The organism is Paraglaciecola sp. (assembly GCF_051252315.1).
GTDB lineage: Bacteria > Pseudomonadota > Gammaproteobacteria > Enterobacterales > Alteromonadaceae > Paraglaciecola.
The window spans coordinates 1-15,793 of record NZ_JBPOFP010000106.1; the positions used below are offsets into that span (position 1 = coordinate 1).

Below are 15,793 nucleotides of genomic sequence, written 5' to 3' on the forward strand. Positions count from 1 at the left end.
TATGATCCGTTAGTGGACGCCTCTGACCATGAAAAAATTAGTCAAGCATTGAATACTTCTAAACAGGCATTAGAGGTGAATGCATCTAAAACCTTGGATCACATGGATTATTTAAAAAGAATTAAATTTTAGCTAACAGTTGGAGTTAACAGCCCAACTGACTGGCAATTTTATTCCCAGTGTTTTTAAGCTGCTGCAAGATATCTAGTTGGCTATTGTCTTGGCCTAAATGAGTATTTAAGGTAGGCACCACTAAACAAGCAATCACTTTTCCATCAGGCTCACCTACAATTGTCGCGTGATCTGACACACCTTCGATAAACGGATTATTGGCAATTAAATGACCATTTTTACGGATCTCGTCTAATTCTAATTCAAGTTGGTGTTTTTGTGGCGCCGTATATTCTGCATAAACTTCACAACGTTCAAGGATCATTTCTCGAACAGCTTGATTACTATTGGCTAATAACACTTTGCCTGAATTAGTCTGCAATGTTGGAAACAAAGCACCTTCTGCAATATTAAGAGATACCGGCACTTGAGATCGAGCTTGGACTAACACCATAGTTTGACTCTGATACAAGATTGTTAAATGACAAGAGTGTCCAATAGAAACAGCTAAATCTTCCATGTGTGGCATGGCACACTGACGTAATTGGTCGATAGGTGATATACGTCTAGATAAGTTATACATTTTTAACGAAGCACGATAATGACCAGAAACTGGCTCTCGAACGAGATAACCGCGCCCCTCTAAATTGACCAATACTCGATATATCTCATTTGGCCCTCGATTTAGCGCTTGAGCAATTTCAGTTTGAGACTTAGCCGTTTCTTGATCAACTAAATACTCCAATACATCCAATGCTTTATCTAAAGCGGGAACCGCATACTTATTCTTTGGGGCGTCCGTCACGTATCTCTATCTACAAAACTAGTCTTAATTCAATCCATTAGAATAACATTAGCCCCCATACCAATCCATACAAAATACAATCCATAAAAATTAACTTAGGGAATCTACGGGTAAAATCAGTGTTGAGCTAAATTAATTGTTGTTATGCCATGCCTGAATAATTTTCTTAAGTTCAAAATAGGCCGCTTTTTTATTTCTATTGTGATCCACTATGCCCCATTCTCGGTAACCAGATTTAGGGGTACCTTTGTAGTTACTGCGATAATCATTGTATGACCAAACCGAAAACCCTGTGAGATAAGAAAATTGTTTTAATGTAAGTAAATCGTCTATCAACTTTTTATCAAATGTAGAATCTTTATCACCACCGATTTGCCCAATACCTATTTCAGATAAAAATATGGGTTTACCAGGAAATTTGTCATGAGTGTTGACTACTTTTTTAACTGCATTGCCATAACTATTGATGGAAATAAAATCGACTTTTTCGAAAGGTTCGTTACTCATCTCAGCTAAATCACTGTAAGCTGTGATGGATACATAAGTTTTTAACCTAGTTGGATCAAGCACTGCAACGTAATCTAACATTGAATCAACATAAGCGTATTGTTTGGGCGTAAGGGTCTTTTTACCCCATTCTGGCAACGGATCTCTTAATTCATTCCCAACACTCCAACCCACAATAGATGGATGATTAAAATCTCGTTCTATCATTTCTTTTAACCAAGTTTTGGTTAAGGGGTTATGTGCAAATGAATTAGGATCATCATCTCCCCAAACCGGTATTTCCGCTACTAATAAATATCCCATTTCATCGGCATAATTTAATAAGGTTTTAGAATACGGAGCATGCATCAAGCGAGCAAAGTTTGAGCCTAGTGATTTAATGTCATCAAGGTCTGACTTAATTAAATGTGCAGGCTCTGTATTGCCAAATTTAGGGTGATCATGTACCCGATTAACTCCTATGGTTCTAATAGGCTGATTGTTTAAAAAGAATTGCTCACCTTTCACTTCAAATTTACGAATACCAAATCGCGTATTGTCCGTATCGAGGTTTATTTCTGCTTGACTAACGGTTGAACTAAGTTGATATAAGTTCGGCTTATCCGTACTCCACAATTCAAATTTTGATAAAGGTTCAATAAACTGAGTTTCAATCTCGTGGTAAGCGTTAGCTGGAATATTCGCCTTTAACGATAAACGTTTATCAACTTGCTTTTCTTTTTGACTGCTACTTTTATCGCTATTTTTATCACGACTAATACCCCGGCGGCCAATTTCGCTATTTATCTCAATACCCTGCTGTTTGTCTGAATAATTTTGTAGTTTATATTTAACAGAGAAGACAACTCGCTGTTTTTCAAAATCAGGAATGGCAGAAACATGTTGAAAAGCAACTCTCACCTTATTATCAGCAAATAAAGTCACGTCTCTACTAATTCCGCCCCAAGCCCACCAGGCTCCTCGTTTAAAGGAATTATCTGCCATAACCACTAAAGAGTTGGCTTTTTCAAAGTAGGCGTTTTCAGACACATTAAATTCAAATGGTGTATAACCACCCACATGTTTTCCTAGATATTGGCCGTTAAGCCAAACATGAGCAGTTTGATATACGGCGTCAAACTTCAGTCGGATATTTTTGTCTTTCCAATCTTCGGGGATCGTAAACGCACGTTGGTAATAAGCTTTGCCTGAATAATTAGCATACCTTTTGGTAGTATCCCAGTTCCCCGGTACGGTTAAAGTATCCCATTGACTAAAATCATCATCTAATAAGTGCTTATGAGTAGGAAAGTTTTGGTTAGTAAACTGCCACTCTCCATTAAGCGACAATTTATCATTAAGCGATATGTTTCCATTTACCGCTAAAACCGGTGACTGAGCGAATACATAATTTAGTTTTAATAAACATGTTATTAGTAGAATAAGTAACACAAAATTCTTTTTGGAATACATTGTCACTCGTCTATTAACTGGTAGCTTCGGATGGAACTCCACTGACTTTGTTTATCATGAGTCGAACGTTTTAACTTAAAGTAGACGAGGTTTTTATTAGTGACTTGATTACCTGATTGAACTGGTAGATCCGCCACTATCATTCCTCTGCCTGTTGTATCAGCTGAATAATTAAGCTTGTCTGACGCATACCCATAATGCAGAGTGTAACCTTTATCTTCGATGCGCCCATCAAAACCAATTATGAGTTTATTATCTTCACTCATGGCATGCCAAATAACCGGTGGCAGTAATCGACTATTCAAGGTTACTTCTATGGGAGTAGATCCAGCACTCTCCCCCGCCCCATTAACGGCAACTAATTCTAAATTCAAACTAGTATCACCACTTGGAAAATCTACATCAATATAAGGGTCTAAGGTTTTCTTCGTTGTTATGATTTGGCCATTAGATCGAGTTATTTTAAGGTAGTGTCCCAAGCTTAGTGACGTCGTTTCTGCTCTATCAATTTCAACTCGCACTTTTGCCGCACCTAGATTATCCACGCCGCTTTGTACTGTCGTGATAACAGGCTTGTCGGGCACAATAAAATCGTGAGAATGTTGATATCGAACAAAACCATTTTTAGAGACAAGCTGAACGCTTAAGTTAGCCCCATCAATAACCGGTTCCCAATTAAGCTTACCGGACCAAGTGGAACTATTTGGAGTCAATGTTTCAAGCTGTTGCTCATATTGTTCGACTACACTCCCCTTTTTATCCAGCACCTGCCAAGTTAATCGATAATCTCGCATGGTATAACTCGGGTAATCGTCTGCAGCACGCACATCAAATGACACATTGGCTTTACCCTGGTTTTTATCAATATGAGATAAACTAAAATTATTAACCGGACTTAACCCTTTTTGCACTGTGGCAAATCCTTTACGTTTTTCACGCCAAACGTTAACCACGCCCCAGGCACGATTTTCTGACTCTAAACTCTGTGAATAACCACTTCGGTAATCGTTATAAGTCCAGATAGCGGTCCCAACCACATGGGTATTTCGCCCTCTAATCATGTCATGCCATTGTTCAAAGTGAGGGACATCATTATCTAAGGATTCACTCGTAAAACGACCAAGGCCATATTCTGAAATAAATAAAGGTTTGCCCGGCCACCTTTGGTACAAAGGTTTTAATACCGTTTTTTCTGGATTATTTTGATAGATGTTTTGCATCATCAAATCAGAAAGCCCCATAGGATCATTTTCTGGCGTGTCGGGTTTACGATAGCCGGTATTACTGACGTTAATTGCCAATCGATAGGGATCTAATTTTTGCTTAACATAATCCAGCATAGTTTCTACATATTGATAGTGCTCAGACAATTCGTTACCCACACTCCAGCCAATAATACTAGGGTGATTAATGTCTCGCTCAATCATTTCAGAGACCCATTGTTTAGGTATCTTGTATTCTGGCGCGACCAGTTCAGGATTCGTCAGCTCCCTTATATTCGCTTCTTCTACAATTAAAATGCCGTATTTATCACTCAGTTCAAGTAACTTTTTATTTTGAGTGCCATGCATAATACGCATAAAGTTTGCACCGGCATCTTTCATCAACTTTATGTCTTGCTCGAGAAGAGTTTCAGGTTCTGAACTTCCCCAATACCTATGATCACTAACCCGATTAAATCCGCCAATACGCACAGGTTCGCCATTAAGTAACATCTGACTTTTTGTTAACTCAATTTTTCGTATGCCAAAACGTTCTTTTTTACCATGGACAAGTTTGCCTGACTCAGTAATCGCCCCCATAAACTGATATAAGTTGGGGTCATCAAAATGCCATAACCTAACCTGTTCTTTGGTTAGGCTAGTTGTTAAATCAAATTCAATAGTTTGATTAGCCGGAACTTCGAATGCATGAGATATTTGCGTTAAAGCATCTTTGTTAGTGTTTGACTTAACCACAGGAAAACCATTAAAAACAGCACCTGAATAGACCAATTTACGCAGTGTATTTGAGTTATTTTCAACCCTTACTTTTAACGACAATTCAGCATTGCCATTAGTTAAGTCTGGATTTGCATGGACATATTGGTATTTCACTCTCACATCAGCACTTTTTACTAGGCTGACGTCACGAATAATTCCGCCCCAATTCCAAGTAGCGCCTACTATTGCACTGTTATCTGCTTCTACAGCGAGTACGTTAGCTTGGCCTTTCTTTAATAAATGACTCACCTCAAATTCAAATGGTGTAAACCCACCTTGATGACGTCCCAAATATTCGCCATTCAAATAAACCTTGGCGATATGGTAAACCCCATCAAACTTTAATCGTACTTTTTCATTAGCGGACAATTGCCAACTTGACGGCAAGTCAAAGTGTTTGCGATACCAAGCCTTACCTGTGTAAGTACTATATTCATTCAGCATGCCCCAATGCCCAGGCACTTTTAGATCAAACCAATTATCATCCCGTGTTGATGGTTCAAAAGCTTTTTGTTTTTGTGCCAAAGCCTGTTGGTACCTATCTGTTGCAATAGGTCTAAGCATGACTGCATCAGCCACAACAGTTCCTTTATCAACACTATTTACTTCAATATAATTTTTATTATGCTCATCAACTTTAAATATACCTAAACTAATCCAACGACCGGGGCGATTACGCTGGCTAATATATTGAGTATCCAATCCCGCGGCATGTTTAACGCTAATTTTAGAATGTAAACTGATACCAAATGGATAAAAAATGAAATGTTCGTAATAACCGGCCGCCACTTTCGGAAAAGTAAACTTAACATTGACCTCTGGATCAAGCTCAGCATAATAATGTTGTAGGTAGTCCTTACCCCACATTTGACTAGCACGTTCTGGAACGTTTTTTACTTGCCAGCTGCCATTTATTTGGACTAAATTTTTATCAGTGTTATCAATTACAATATCTTGTTTTGTCACTTCAACGTCTCGGTAACTCGAGCCATCACCTATGAAGGAATTGAATTTCCAATTACCGTTAAGTGACAAGGCCTGCTCGGACTCATCACTTATATTCGAAGCATGAATAGCAGCAGTTGTTTTAGTACTCTCCTGACTATTACATGCTGTAAACAATGCAACAAAGCTTCCCGCTAACACTAGGATGCTGAATAACTTTTTAATACGCATAATAATCACAGCCTTATTGTTCACTTTGTTTAGCAGCTTGTCTTGAGCGCTCAACCATAGTCTTCTTAGCGTTACCTAGTCCCATGTGCTCAAAATAGATATCAGGCTTTAACCAAATATTAGGGGATTTAAATAATGGCTCATGTACATCAAGACTTAAATCACAATCAAAGCGCAACAGCTCAGTGTGAAACGGACGCTTTTCACCAAAGTTAATAAAATGACTTATGCCCCAAGTTACACCTCTACCGTATTCTGTATTAGTAAAAGCATCTGGCGTGTGGGCGCCACCGGCAACTGGAGGCATAGAAATATTGGCATCTACATGAAAGTTCATACCATCTTCAGCATATTGCACGGTATTACGTTCAATACCGTCACGAATGATGACCCCTGCCACGCCTTCTTTAAATGGAAAATAAAAGGTTTCATGTCCAGAATTGACCACAGGATTAAGAGGATACTTTTTGAATTCGCCTAAAGGTGAATCTGCAATAGCTAATCCATGGGCCACATGGTAATTACTACGATTATCTGACCACTTATTGTAGGTCGATTTAAAGTACATGTAGACCTTACCCTTGTAGACAATTGGCATTGGATCATGAATCAGGTTTTGATCCCAATCTCCTTTTTTGCCCGGTGTCACAACGGCTCTATTCACCGCAGTCCATGGACCTTCAGGTGAGTCAGCCCAAGAAGCAACTACAGTGCTGTGATCACCTTTCAAACCACTAGGCTCGTTAAAGGCCTGGTAATACAAATAGTATTTACCTTCCCATACTAAAATATCAGGAGTGGCAACTGATCTATGACCAGGATTAGGTTTTGGTGGTCTAGGCACTGCCACACCTTGTTCTTTCCAAGTTAAGCCATCACTGCTTGTGGCATACCAAAGCTCGGCTAAATCCCAATCGGTACTGGGTATCGTATCCGTTGCAAGTTCAGCACGTTTTGAACCTACTGGCGGTACTTCGGTATGTCGTTTTGTGTACCAGATGTAATATTTTCCATCCACTAAAATAGGCCGAGAAGGATCACGCCTAGTAATGGTTCCATCACCTCCGTTGTAATCAAAACCTTCTAACTTGGTATATTTAAACTGACTAAATAACTCACTGTTTTGTGGCCGGGTAGCTGAGTAATCAAACATTCTTGACATAGCAGGGCTAAGGGGAATATCTGGTTTGTTTTTAGGAACGGTATGGGGAAATGTTTGTGTCTGACTTGCTTGTTTGGACGCTTGTTTAGCGTCATTTACGCCGCAGCCAGCAAGCAAACAAACCAAAGATAGGCTATAGGTTATCAATTTAAATTTCATTGGTATATTCTCCAACCGAACAGTCATCGGTATCTTTCTTAATATCTCTTAATATGTTTTTAAACTGGGTTATCTGATCAATCATGTCTTAAGTCAAACAACCCAATATTCAAAGCGCGTTAAATAATTATGAACAATTCATCTGTGTAATTATTATTTGTTTAGATGTTCAATAGGTAACAAGGGCATATGCACATTAAATGAATGCTCTCGCGTCCTGTCTGCAGCACAAAACAAAACCGCTGGTTTACCGTCTTTAAACCAGATTTGTGGTCTTTCTAAATGATTGAGTTGCTCCATACCTGATTGCCAATTTACTTGTAGCTTAGACACCAAAGCTCTCTCTGCTTTATTCCAATCAAATCCATCTTTTGAGGTAAATAACGCCAGCGATTTACCTTGGTTAGTAAATACACCACGCATATCTTTTACTATGGCCCAATATGCATCGTCTTGATGCCAAATAAATGGGTCTTCAGCAGGAAACTTTTCTCCTTTAGCAGTAAATACTGGCTCTGGATGTTTAACAAATGGCCCAGTGGGAGAAGATGAAGTCGCAACCAAGTGCACAACTGGTCCACCTCCCGGTAAGGGTCGTTTTTTAGCCACGGCTTTATATACCATTAAAAACTCGCCATCTGGTTTTTGCAATATTGACGGATTACTTACCATCAACGCATCCCATGCTTCGTCATTGGGACTAACATCTATCACAGGAGTATCAAATCTTTTCCAAGGGCCTGATGGATTATCAGCTACTGCAACTCCAATTCGTTGATTATTGCGGTGGCTGTAATTAAAGCCTTTCATGGCCTTACCGTCACCGGTATTTCCCATGTAATACAAATAATATTTACCATTAAATTTGTGTACTGTGGGGTTATGAGTATTTAACCCGTCCCAATATTCAGCGCCTCGCGCTGGTAATGCCACGCCTTGGTGTTTAAACGGGCCAATTGGACTACTTGCAATTGCATGAGCCACTTCTGAGTGAGTTAACCAAGCATTATGGCCTAAACTTTTTGGCCATCGACTGTAAAAAAGATGATATTTACCATCATCACCAGAGACCAAACTTGCGCCCCAAATAAAGTAATCTGGATCAATAAACACAGCTGCGTCTGGAACAGTTTGCAGCATATTTTGAAAATCCAACTGTGACGACACCCCTTCTTCTTGAAAGTGTGAAAAACTACAAGCAGTCAGCAGTAGGCTTAGTAATAAAATGACGGTTTGTTTATTCATGTATTTAATTATCTATATGTTTAAGACTAATAAATTGTTAAAGCCGGGCACGTGTTTAACATACCCACCCAATATTTTTAACACAAAACGTTGCTATAAGTAAAACAAAATGAATTTTAAATTTATATTACTGAGTTTAAATTTACTTTAGACAAACCACTAAGTAAGATAAAAATATAAGAATACTGACCGAATCAAAATGGAAAACACTAAAAAGAAGGTTCAATTGAACCAAAGCTTGATCGACGGCATCGCCACCTTACAAGAGTTGGCTTTATCAAAAGATCCAGTGGGTTGCCGTGAATTAGCAAGACGATTAGACATGGAACCCACTCGTGTGAATCGCTTATTACAAACGCTAGATCATATCGGCATAGCCCGTAAAACGCCGAAACGTAAATACACTTCAGGTTCCGGAATGCATGTGTTATCCGCTCAATCACTGTTTGCATCTGGCTTAATTAATAAAATTGTTGAACCTTTAGAGTCTCTACGAAAATTCAATTTAATCGTAGCCTTAGGTATGTTGTGGCGTGACCATGTTAGTTACTTGTATCATGCTGAGCCTAACATGGACTCAGTTAATGCGTTGGGCAGACTGGGACTTTACCCTGCTTCGAAAGGCGGAGTGGGCATGGCGCTGCTAGCCCAACAAACCGACGAACATATTGCAGCACTGTATGATCAAAAAGGTATTGATGGATATGAGACTGGATTAGACCAACTCATGGTGTCAATTAATGCCATTAGACAACAAGGTTACTCTTATATCGAAACACAAAAAGACACACATACTCTGGCTGTAGCAGTAGGAAAACCGGCATTTTGCGCCATAGCTTTATCTGGTTGGATCCCTGAGTCTTCCATTCCAGAGTTAGTTAAAAGTCTTAATGACGTGGCCTTGATCATAAACGAGATCCCTCACTAACCTCCCGATCTCTTGCCTCTTCACTCTTCCCTGCATACCCCGCTTTTCTTTGTTAACACATTGTTTTACCAACTTTTTATAGGAGATAAAACGATGTGGCTTCATATATGGTGTATCAATTTAATAATCTCACCTTGTCTACAAATACCCTTGTTGCTACTATAGTCACATACAGCAATGTACATACATTTGAGTTTGTTAAATGAAAAAAGAAGCTTTTAGCCCATCCTTACGTCAAAATCGCTCGGTTAAGCATAATACCGAAATTGTCATCGCTGGCGGAGGGTTAGCAGGAGTGTGTGCTGCTATTGCGGCAGCCAGAGAAGGCAGTAAAGTTATCTTAATACAAGATCGCCCAGTACTTGGTGGCAATGCTTCAAGTGAAGTCCGTTTATGGGCACTAGGCGCAACTTCCCATATGGGTAACAACAACCGTTGGTCGCGAGAAGGCGGCATTATTGACGAGATAATGTTAGATAACTTGAGACGAAATAAAGAAGGTAATCCGATCATTTTTGATACGGTTTTATTAGACAAGGTAGTAAGTGAAGCTAACATTACCCTTTTATTAAATACCGCTGTTTACAAAGTCAATAAGTCTTCAGACACTCACATTGAAAGCATCGAAGCTTTTTGCAGCCAAAACTCTATTCATTACCATATTAAAGGCAATTACTTTTGTGACGCCACAGGAGATGGGCTAGTTGCCTTTAATGCTGGAGCCTCATTTAGAATAGGTGGCGAAGCCCAAGAAGAATTTAACGAAAAGTTAGCGCCTAAAGAATCCAGTAATGAATTGTTAGGTCACACTATATTTTTCTATTCAAAAAGCGCAGATAACCCAGTTGAGTTTATCCCACCTTCTTATGCTCATTTAGATGTAGAAAACACCATTCCCCGCAGTAAAATCATGAGCGAAGATGATGATGGTTGCCGCCTATGGTGGATTGAGTATGGGGGAATACACGACACCATTCACGAAACCGAAGAAATTAAATGGGAACTGTGGCGAATTGTATATGGCCTTTGGCACTATATTAAAAATAGTGGCAAATTTGAAAACACAGAAAACCTTACACTCGAATGGATTGGTACTGTTCCTGGTAAACGTGAAAGTCGTCGCTTTGAAGGCGAGTACATGATTAAACAACAGGACATTGTAGAACAAAAAGAATTTGACGATGCTGTGTCCTATGGTGGTTGGGCGATTGACATTCACCCTGCTGAAGGGGTTTACAGTGACAAACCTGCCTGTAGCCAATGGCATTCAAAGGGTGTGTATCAAATCCCTTATCGCTGTTTTATTTCAAAAGACATAGACAATCTGTTTTTTGCCGGCAGAAATATAAGTGCCACACATATGGCCTTTGGTTCTACTCGTGTGATGATCACCTGTGCCCATGGAGGCCAGGCCGTGGGTACAGCTGCGGCCCTTTGTCAGGAATTAAACCTAAAACCAAAAGAACTATTAACCGATGGAAGGATGACTAGGCTACAAAATCGCTTAAATCGCTTTGGTCACGGCATACCCAACATGCCTTTGGATACAAGTAAGAATTTAATCTCTCAAGCTCAAATACTTGCCTCCAGCGAATTAAGTCTAAAAAACATTCCTGACGATGGCCAGTGGTTAACGCTAAACCAAGCAGCAGCTCAGTTATTACCTTTTAGCGCTGGCAATGCCAGCAAAATAACGGTTCAAGTAAAAGCCGCTGCCCAAACCCAACTAAGATGTGAATTAAGAGTCAGCGAAAAACCCTATAACTACACCCCAGATGTTAGCCTAAAAACTTTAGATTTTTCGCTCTCGGCTGGCGAACAAAGTATAGAGCTAGATTTTTCTGACGTTGAAACCACCCAACAATATGCTTTTGTAATTTTTCATAGTAATGCAGAAGTCGAGATAAAAACCTCGGGATATAGAGTAACAGGCTTATTGAGTGTATTTAACAAAGTCCACAAGGCCGTGTCTAATAACGGCAAACAAGAAATGGATCCAGTATTTGGCATAGATTCATTTGAGTTTTGGACACCAGAAAGGCGACCCAAAGGCCACAACATCGCCATGTCTATCCAGCCAGCGTTAACTGCTTATTCGGCCGATAATCTCAGAAATGGATACATGCGACCTTGGTTGCAAACCAATGCTTGGGTCGCAGAACCCAAAGATCCAAATCCTAGTATTACCCTTAAATGGCCTGAGAAGAAACAAATCACTGGATTAACCTTACACTTCGATACTGATGCCGACCATGCCCTTGAAACGGTATGGATGCACCATGCAGATAAGATCATGCCGTTTTGTGTGCAAGATTACGCCATAAAAACCAAATCCGGTGAGGTATTGTTTAGTCAAACCCAAAACTACCAAACTGTGAATAAAGTTGAATTTGACGAGCCACTATTTTCAGATGAGATAATCATCGAACTTACTCATCCAAGTGCACATACACCAGCCGCATTATTTGAAATAGACGTGTTTTAGGAGTTGTTATGAATACTATTGATATAGGTGTCATATTAATATTTACCCTGCTGGTAGTATGCTGTGGTTTTAGCTTCTCCAACTCTGGTAAAAATACCAAGTCTTTTTTCTCCGCAGGTGGTGCATTACCTTGGTGGATGAGTGGCCTGTCTTTATACATGAGCTTCTTTTCTTCAGGTACTTTTGTGGTGTGGGGGTCTATTGCTTACACCTCGGGATGGGTCTCGGTAACAATTCAATGGACCATGTGTATTGCCGGTTTCATCATTGGTTTTTTTATTGCCCCAAGGTGGCAACAAACCAGAGTCATGACCGCAGCACAATTTATTCAACTACGCCTAGGTAACAGCTATCAAAAAATATATTCAACCATATTTTTAACCATATCGGTTTTATCAACCGGTGCATTTTTGTATCCCGTGGCTAAATTGATTGAAGTTACCACTGGCCTACCACTAAATGTCACCATTATTGTTTTGGGACTGATCATACTGGCCTATACGGCCGTTGGTGGGTTATGGGCGGTAATAGTCACAGATATTTTGCAGTTTGTGGTACTCGCTGCTGCAGTGGTCATTGTGTTACCTCTTGCCCTAGGTGAAGTTGGCGGCATCAACAACTTTATCGACAAAGCTCCTGAAGGTTTCTTTAACTTAGTCAATAGTGAATATACCTGGCCATTTATTTTTGCTTTTGGTTTATATAACTTATTTTTTATCGCCGGTAACTGGGCCTATGTGCAACGTTATACCAGCGTAGCCAACCCAGCAGATGCAAAAAAAGTCGGCTTACTATTTGGCAGTTTGTACATTATTAGTCCAGTCATTTGGATGTTAGCCCCAATGATTTACCGAGTATTACATCCTGACTTGCAGGGCTTAGCAGACGAAGGCGCTTATTTGTTAATGTCAAAACAAGTCTTACCTTTAGGTATGCTTGGCTTAATGTTAGGGGCAATGATATTTGCTACTTCTAGCTCCATCAATACCACCTTAAACATTGCCGCTAGTGTGATCACCAATGACTTATACAAACAAATTAAACCTCAAGTATCAGAACAACAACTGGTCAAATTTGGTCGCATCGCCACCATACTGCTAGGTATAGGTACAATTATTATTGCACTATTAGTGCCTAAACTCGGTGGTATAGTCGAAGTGGTCATGAGCCTTGCGGCATTAACTGGTGGCGCCTTATTTTTGCCACCCATTTGGCTGCTTTTCTCCCGTTATCAAACTGGGCCAACTATATTAACCACCTCGTTGATCACACTAAGCATTAACGCCACATTTAAATTTATCACCCCAGTGTTATTTGAGTTCTCCTTAGACCGAGCAGAAGAAATGTTAGTGGGTGTTCTGACTCCCGTTATACTACTAACCGTTTTTGAAATCATATTACGTATTCGAGGTAATGAGTCAGCTCAATTCCACAGCTTTCAAGCGTCCAGAGCTAAGCTAAAACAGCAAGAGCAAGAGCAGGAACAAGAACAAGAACAAAAACCAGAGCAACAAAATGGATCAGATACAGATGCTAGTGAAGCCAACAAAAAAGGCATTAAAGTTATCGGTTTCGGAATTACCGCTTCAGGGTTAATTATGTTAGGTATTTCTATACTTGCCGAAAAAGATGCCTTAGTGGTTGCAGTAGTGGCAGGTATTATATTGTTAATCGGCACGAGTATTATCTATAAAGCCAAACAAACATCTAATCACACTGACATCTAATTAAATTTAATAAGGGCTTAATGTAAGCCCTTTTTTGTCCCCACTTTTTTTACCCACTTCTCCTTCACAAAATGACTTGCTGGTTGAGTCATTGTTGATCTTTTATTCTTACATCTTTTATTCTCACATCTTTTTCTTTTATCTCTGGAAAATATAAAAAGGGCTCAACTTTATTGTTGACAATCATCAAAAACCGACTAACATTGTATTCATATTGAAATAACGAATTCATATAGAAATACATGTTTTTTTTAAAATTAGTTACCAAATTGGAGCCAAGCTATGCCAAATAAACTATTAACCCCAGAGCAAATTAAGGACTTTCATCGCGACGGTTACGTTATCGCCCGTGGTTTTTATAACCAAGCTGAAATAGAACGTTTACAAAACAAAGCGTTTAATGATGATTCTTTATACCAAAATGCTTGGGATAAAAAAGATGCGTCTGGTACTGTGAGTAAAGTTAGTCTTTGGCAGGATTTAGGAGATGATTTATATAGTCAATTCCCACGTGGCGAACGAATGGCAAAGTCAGCAGAGCAGCTCCTTAATGAACCTGTGTTTCACACAACAACCAAAATCATGATGAAAGAACCCTTTGTTGGCGGCGCATGGGAATGGCATCAAGATTATGGCTATTGGTGTTACGACAACTATCACTTATATCCAAAGTTACTTAGCGTAATGATCGCCATCAACGAAGCCACAGAAGAAAATGGTTGTTTAGAGGTATTAAAAGGCTCCCACCATATTGGCCGAATCGATCACAATAAAACTGGCGACCAAAAAGGGGCAGATTTAACCTCTGTAGAAGAAGCGTTAAAGTATCACGAACTGGTAAAAGTTGAACTTAAGCCAGGCGACACATTGTTTTTCCATTGTAATTTATTACACAAATCAAACCAGAACCGCTCTGAAAACCCTAGATGGGCAATGATCAGTGCATACTGCGCAGAAAGCAACAAACCTTACAAAGAAAACTCACTGGTTTACCGTCCACTTGAGACTGTTTCTGACGATGCCATTATGAACTGGCAAGAAACTGAAACAGCCTAGTTTCTCTATACAGTGAGTATAACTAATACCTAAATGTATCGTCATTGAGCCTACTCTTTGACGATATTTTTAAGTGCTTAATATTTGCAGATAACATTTACACATGGCATCCCTGCATTTTTTCAAGCAGCCCCTCTCCGGCTCGACTAACTTCTGATAACTAGCAAAGTGCCAACAGCAGACATTGGGATGACACTCCTGTTGACCTTTTAACTACAAGAGTGTTACCTAAGCGGTCATTGAAATAATCACGTAAACCAAGATATTGTCACTTTCATTATCGAGGGATTCAATTCAGTTTTGAAACTATATATTAATGGGCTATATTTTTGAAAAATCGGTCATTGTTGGACAATGGAAAAGGTAATAACGTATTAACCATTACTCTTCAAAGGTTGTTTTTAATGTTTATACTTATCATCAATTTAGGTAATATTCTAGGGAGTTACACCTAGAGGTATTAAAGGTTATAAATGAACAAATCTAAAGGTTTTACTTTAATAGAGTTAGTTATTGTTATCGTTATTTTAGGTATTTTGGCCGTTACTGCAGTACCTAAGTTTATAAGCCTCCAAAGTGATACCAACAAAGCTGTATTAGTGAGTGTTAAGGGAGCTATTAATAGCGGATCAGATTTGATTTTTTTAAAAGCGAAAATTCAGAACATCGTTTCAGGGAACCTATCTGTAAATGGCGATACAGTTCCAATTGAGGGTGGATATATGGTAGGAAGAGGAACGAGTTCGTTTTTAAAGGTGATGGATTTGTCTGGTGTCACCACAGGTTTAGCAATTACAGATGTTTGTCCAACTGATTTTTGTACTCATGGGAATGAAAGTACTATGCCTGATGTACTAGGTAGTACAGGAGGTTTAGGAGTATATGTTTGGCCGAAAAATTATACTGTAGATGATGATTGTTATGCTTATTATTACAATATTGAAGATGGAAGTGAGCCCTTAATTGGTGTTATAGAGTCAGGTTGTTAAGTCCTACCC

The 15,793-nt window shown here is 39.3% G+C and carries 10 protein-coding genes; 5 read left to right on the forward strand and 5 right to left on the reverse strand.

Translation table 11 applies throughout. From position 1 onward, the window contains the following. Nucleotides 1-145: 145 nt before the first annotated feature. From ACSHXM_RS17165 to ACSHXM_RS17185, 5 genes are all read right to left on the reverse strand, one after another. Complete coding sequence (locus tag ACSHXM_RS17165) at nucleotides 146-916, reverse strand: IclR family transcriptional regulator (protein ID WP_435690741.1); 771 nt, start codon at nucleotides 914-916, stop codon at nucleotides 146-148. 132 nt (nucleotides 917-1,048) lie between these two features. Continuing rightward, nucleotides 1,049-2,875, reverse strand: a complete 1,827-nt coding sequence (locus tag ACSHXM_RS17170) for a glycoside hydrolase family 2 protein (RefSeq protein WP_435690743.1) — start codon at nucleotides 2,873-2,875, stop codon at nucleotides 1,049-1,051. Between the two features lie 2 nt (nucleotides 2,876-2,877). Further along, nucleotides 2,878-6,033, reverse strand: coding sequence for a glycoside hydrolase family 2 TIM barrel-domain containing protein (locus ACSHXM_RS17175; protein ID WP_435690745.1), 3,156 nt, complete (start codon nucleotides 6,031-6,033; stop codon nucleotides 2,878-2,880). Between the two features lie 13 nt (nucleotides 6,034-6,046). Continuing rightward, nucleotides 6,047-7,354: a glycoside hydrolase family 117 protein gene (locus ACSHXM_RS17180; protein ID WP_435690747.1), complete on the reverse strand. Its 1,308-nt coding sequence runs from the start codon at nucleotides 7,352-7,354 to the stop codon at nucleotides 6,047-6,049. A 153-nt stretch (nucleotides 7,355-7,507) separates the two neighbouring features. Next, nucleotides 7,508-8,599 carry a glycoside hydrolase family protein gene (locus tag ACSHXM_RS17185; RefSeq protein ID WP_435690749.1) on the reverse strand — a complete coding sequence of 364 codons (1,092 nt, stop codon included), beginning with the start codon at nucleotides 8,597-8,599 and terminating at the stop codon, nucleotides 7,508-7,510. 199 nt (nucleotides 8,600-8,798) lie between these two features. Here ACSHXM_RS17185 and ACSHXM_RS17190 point away from each other — a divergent pair, with 199 nt between their 5' ends. From ACSHXM_RS17190 to ACSHXM_RS17210, 5 genes are all read left to right on the forward strand, one after another. Further along, complete coding sequence (locus tag ACSHXM_RS17190) at nucleotides 8,799-9,527, forward strand: IclR family transcriptional regulator (protein WP_435690751.1); 729 nt, start codon at nucleotides 8,799-8,801, stop codon at nucleotides 9,525-9,527. A 202-nt stretch (nucleotides 9,528-9,729) separates the two neighbouring features. Next, the gene (locus ACSHXM_RS17195; protein WP_435690753.1) at nucleotides 9,730-12,012 is read left to right on the forward strand and encodes an FAD-dependent oxidoreductase; all 2,283 of its coding nucleotides are present in this window, start codon (nucleotides 9,730-9,732) and stop codon (nucleotides 12,010-12,012) included. An 8-nt stretch (nucleotides 12,013-12,020) separates the two neighbouring features. Further along, nucleotides 12,021-13,739 (forward strand): sodium:solute symporter family protein, encoded by a 1,719-nt coding sequence (locus ACSHXM_RS17200; RefSeq protein WP_435690755.1) that lies wholly within the window; start codon nucleotides 12,021-12,023, stop codon nucleotides 13,737-13,739. Nucleotides 13,740-14,021: 282 nt separating this feature from the next. Then, nucleotides 14,022-14,795 (forward strand): phytanoyl-CoA dioxygenase family protein, encoded by a 774-nt coding sequence (locus tag ACSHXM_RS17205; RefSeq protein WP_435690757.1) that lies wholly within the window; start codon nucleotides 14,022-14,024, stop codon nucleotides 14,793-14,795. Between the two features lie 473 nt (nucleotides 14,796-15,268). Next, on the forward strand, nucleotides 15,269-15,784 hold the full coding sequence (locus ACSHXM_RS17210) for a type II secretion system protein (protein ID WP_435690759.1): 516 nt from the start codon (nucleotides 15,269-15,271) through the stop codon (nucleotides 15,782-15,784). The last annotated feature ends 9 nt before the right edge of the window (nucleotides 15,785-15,793 follow it).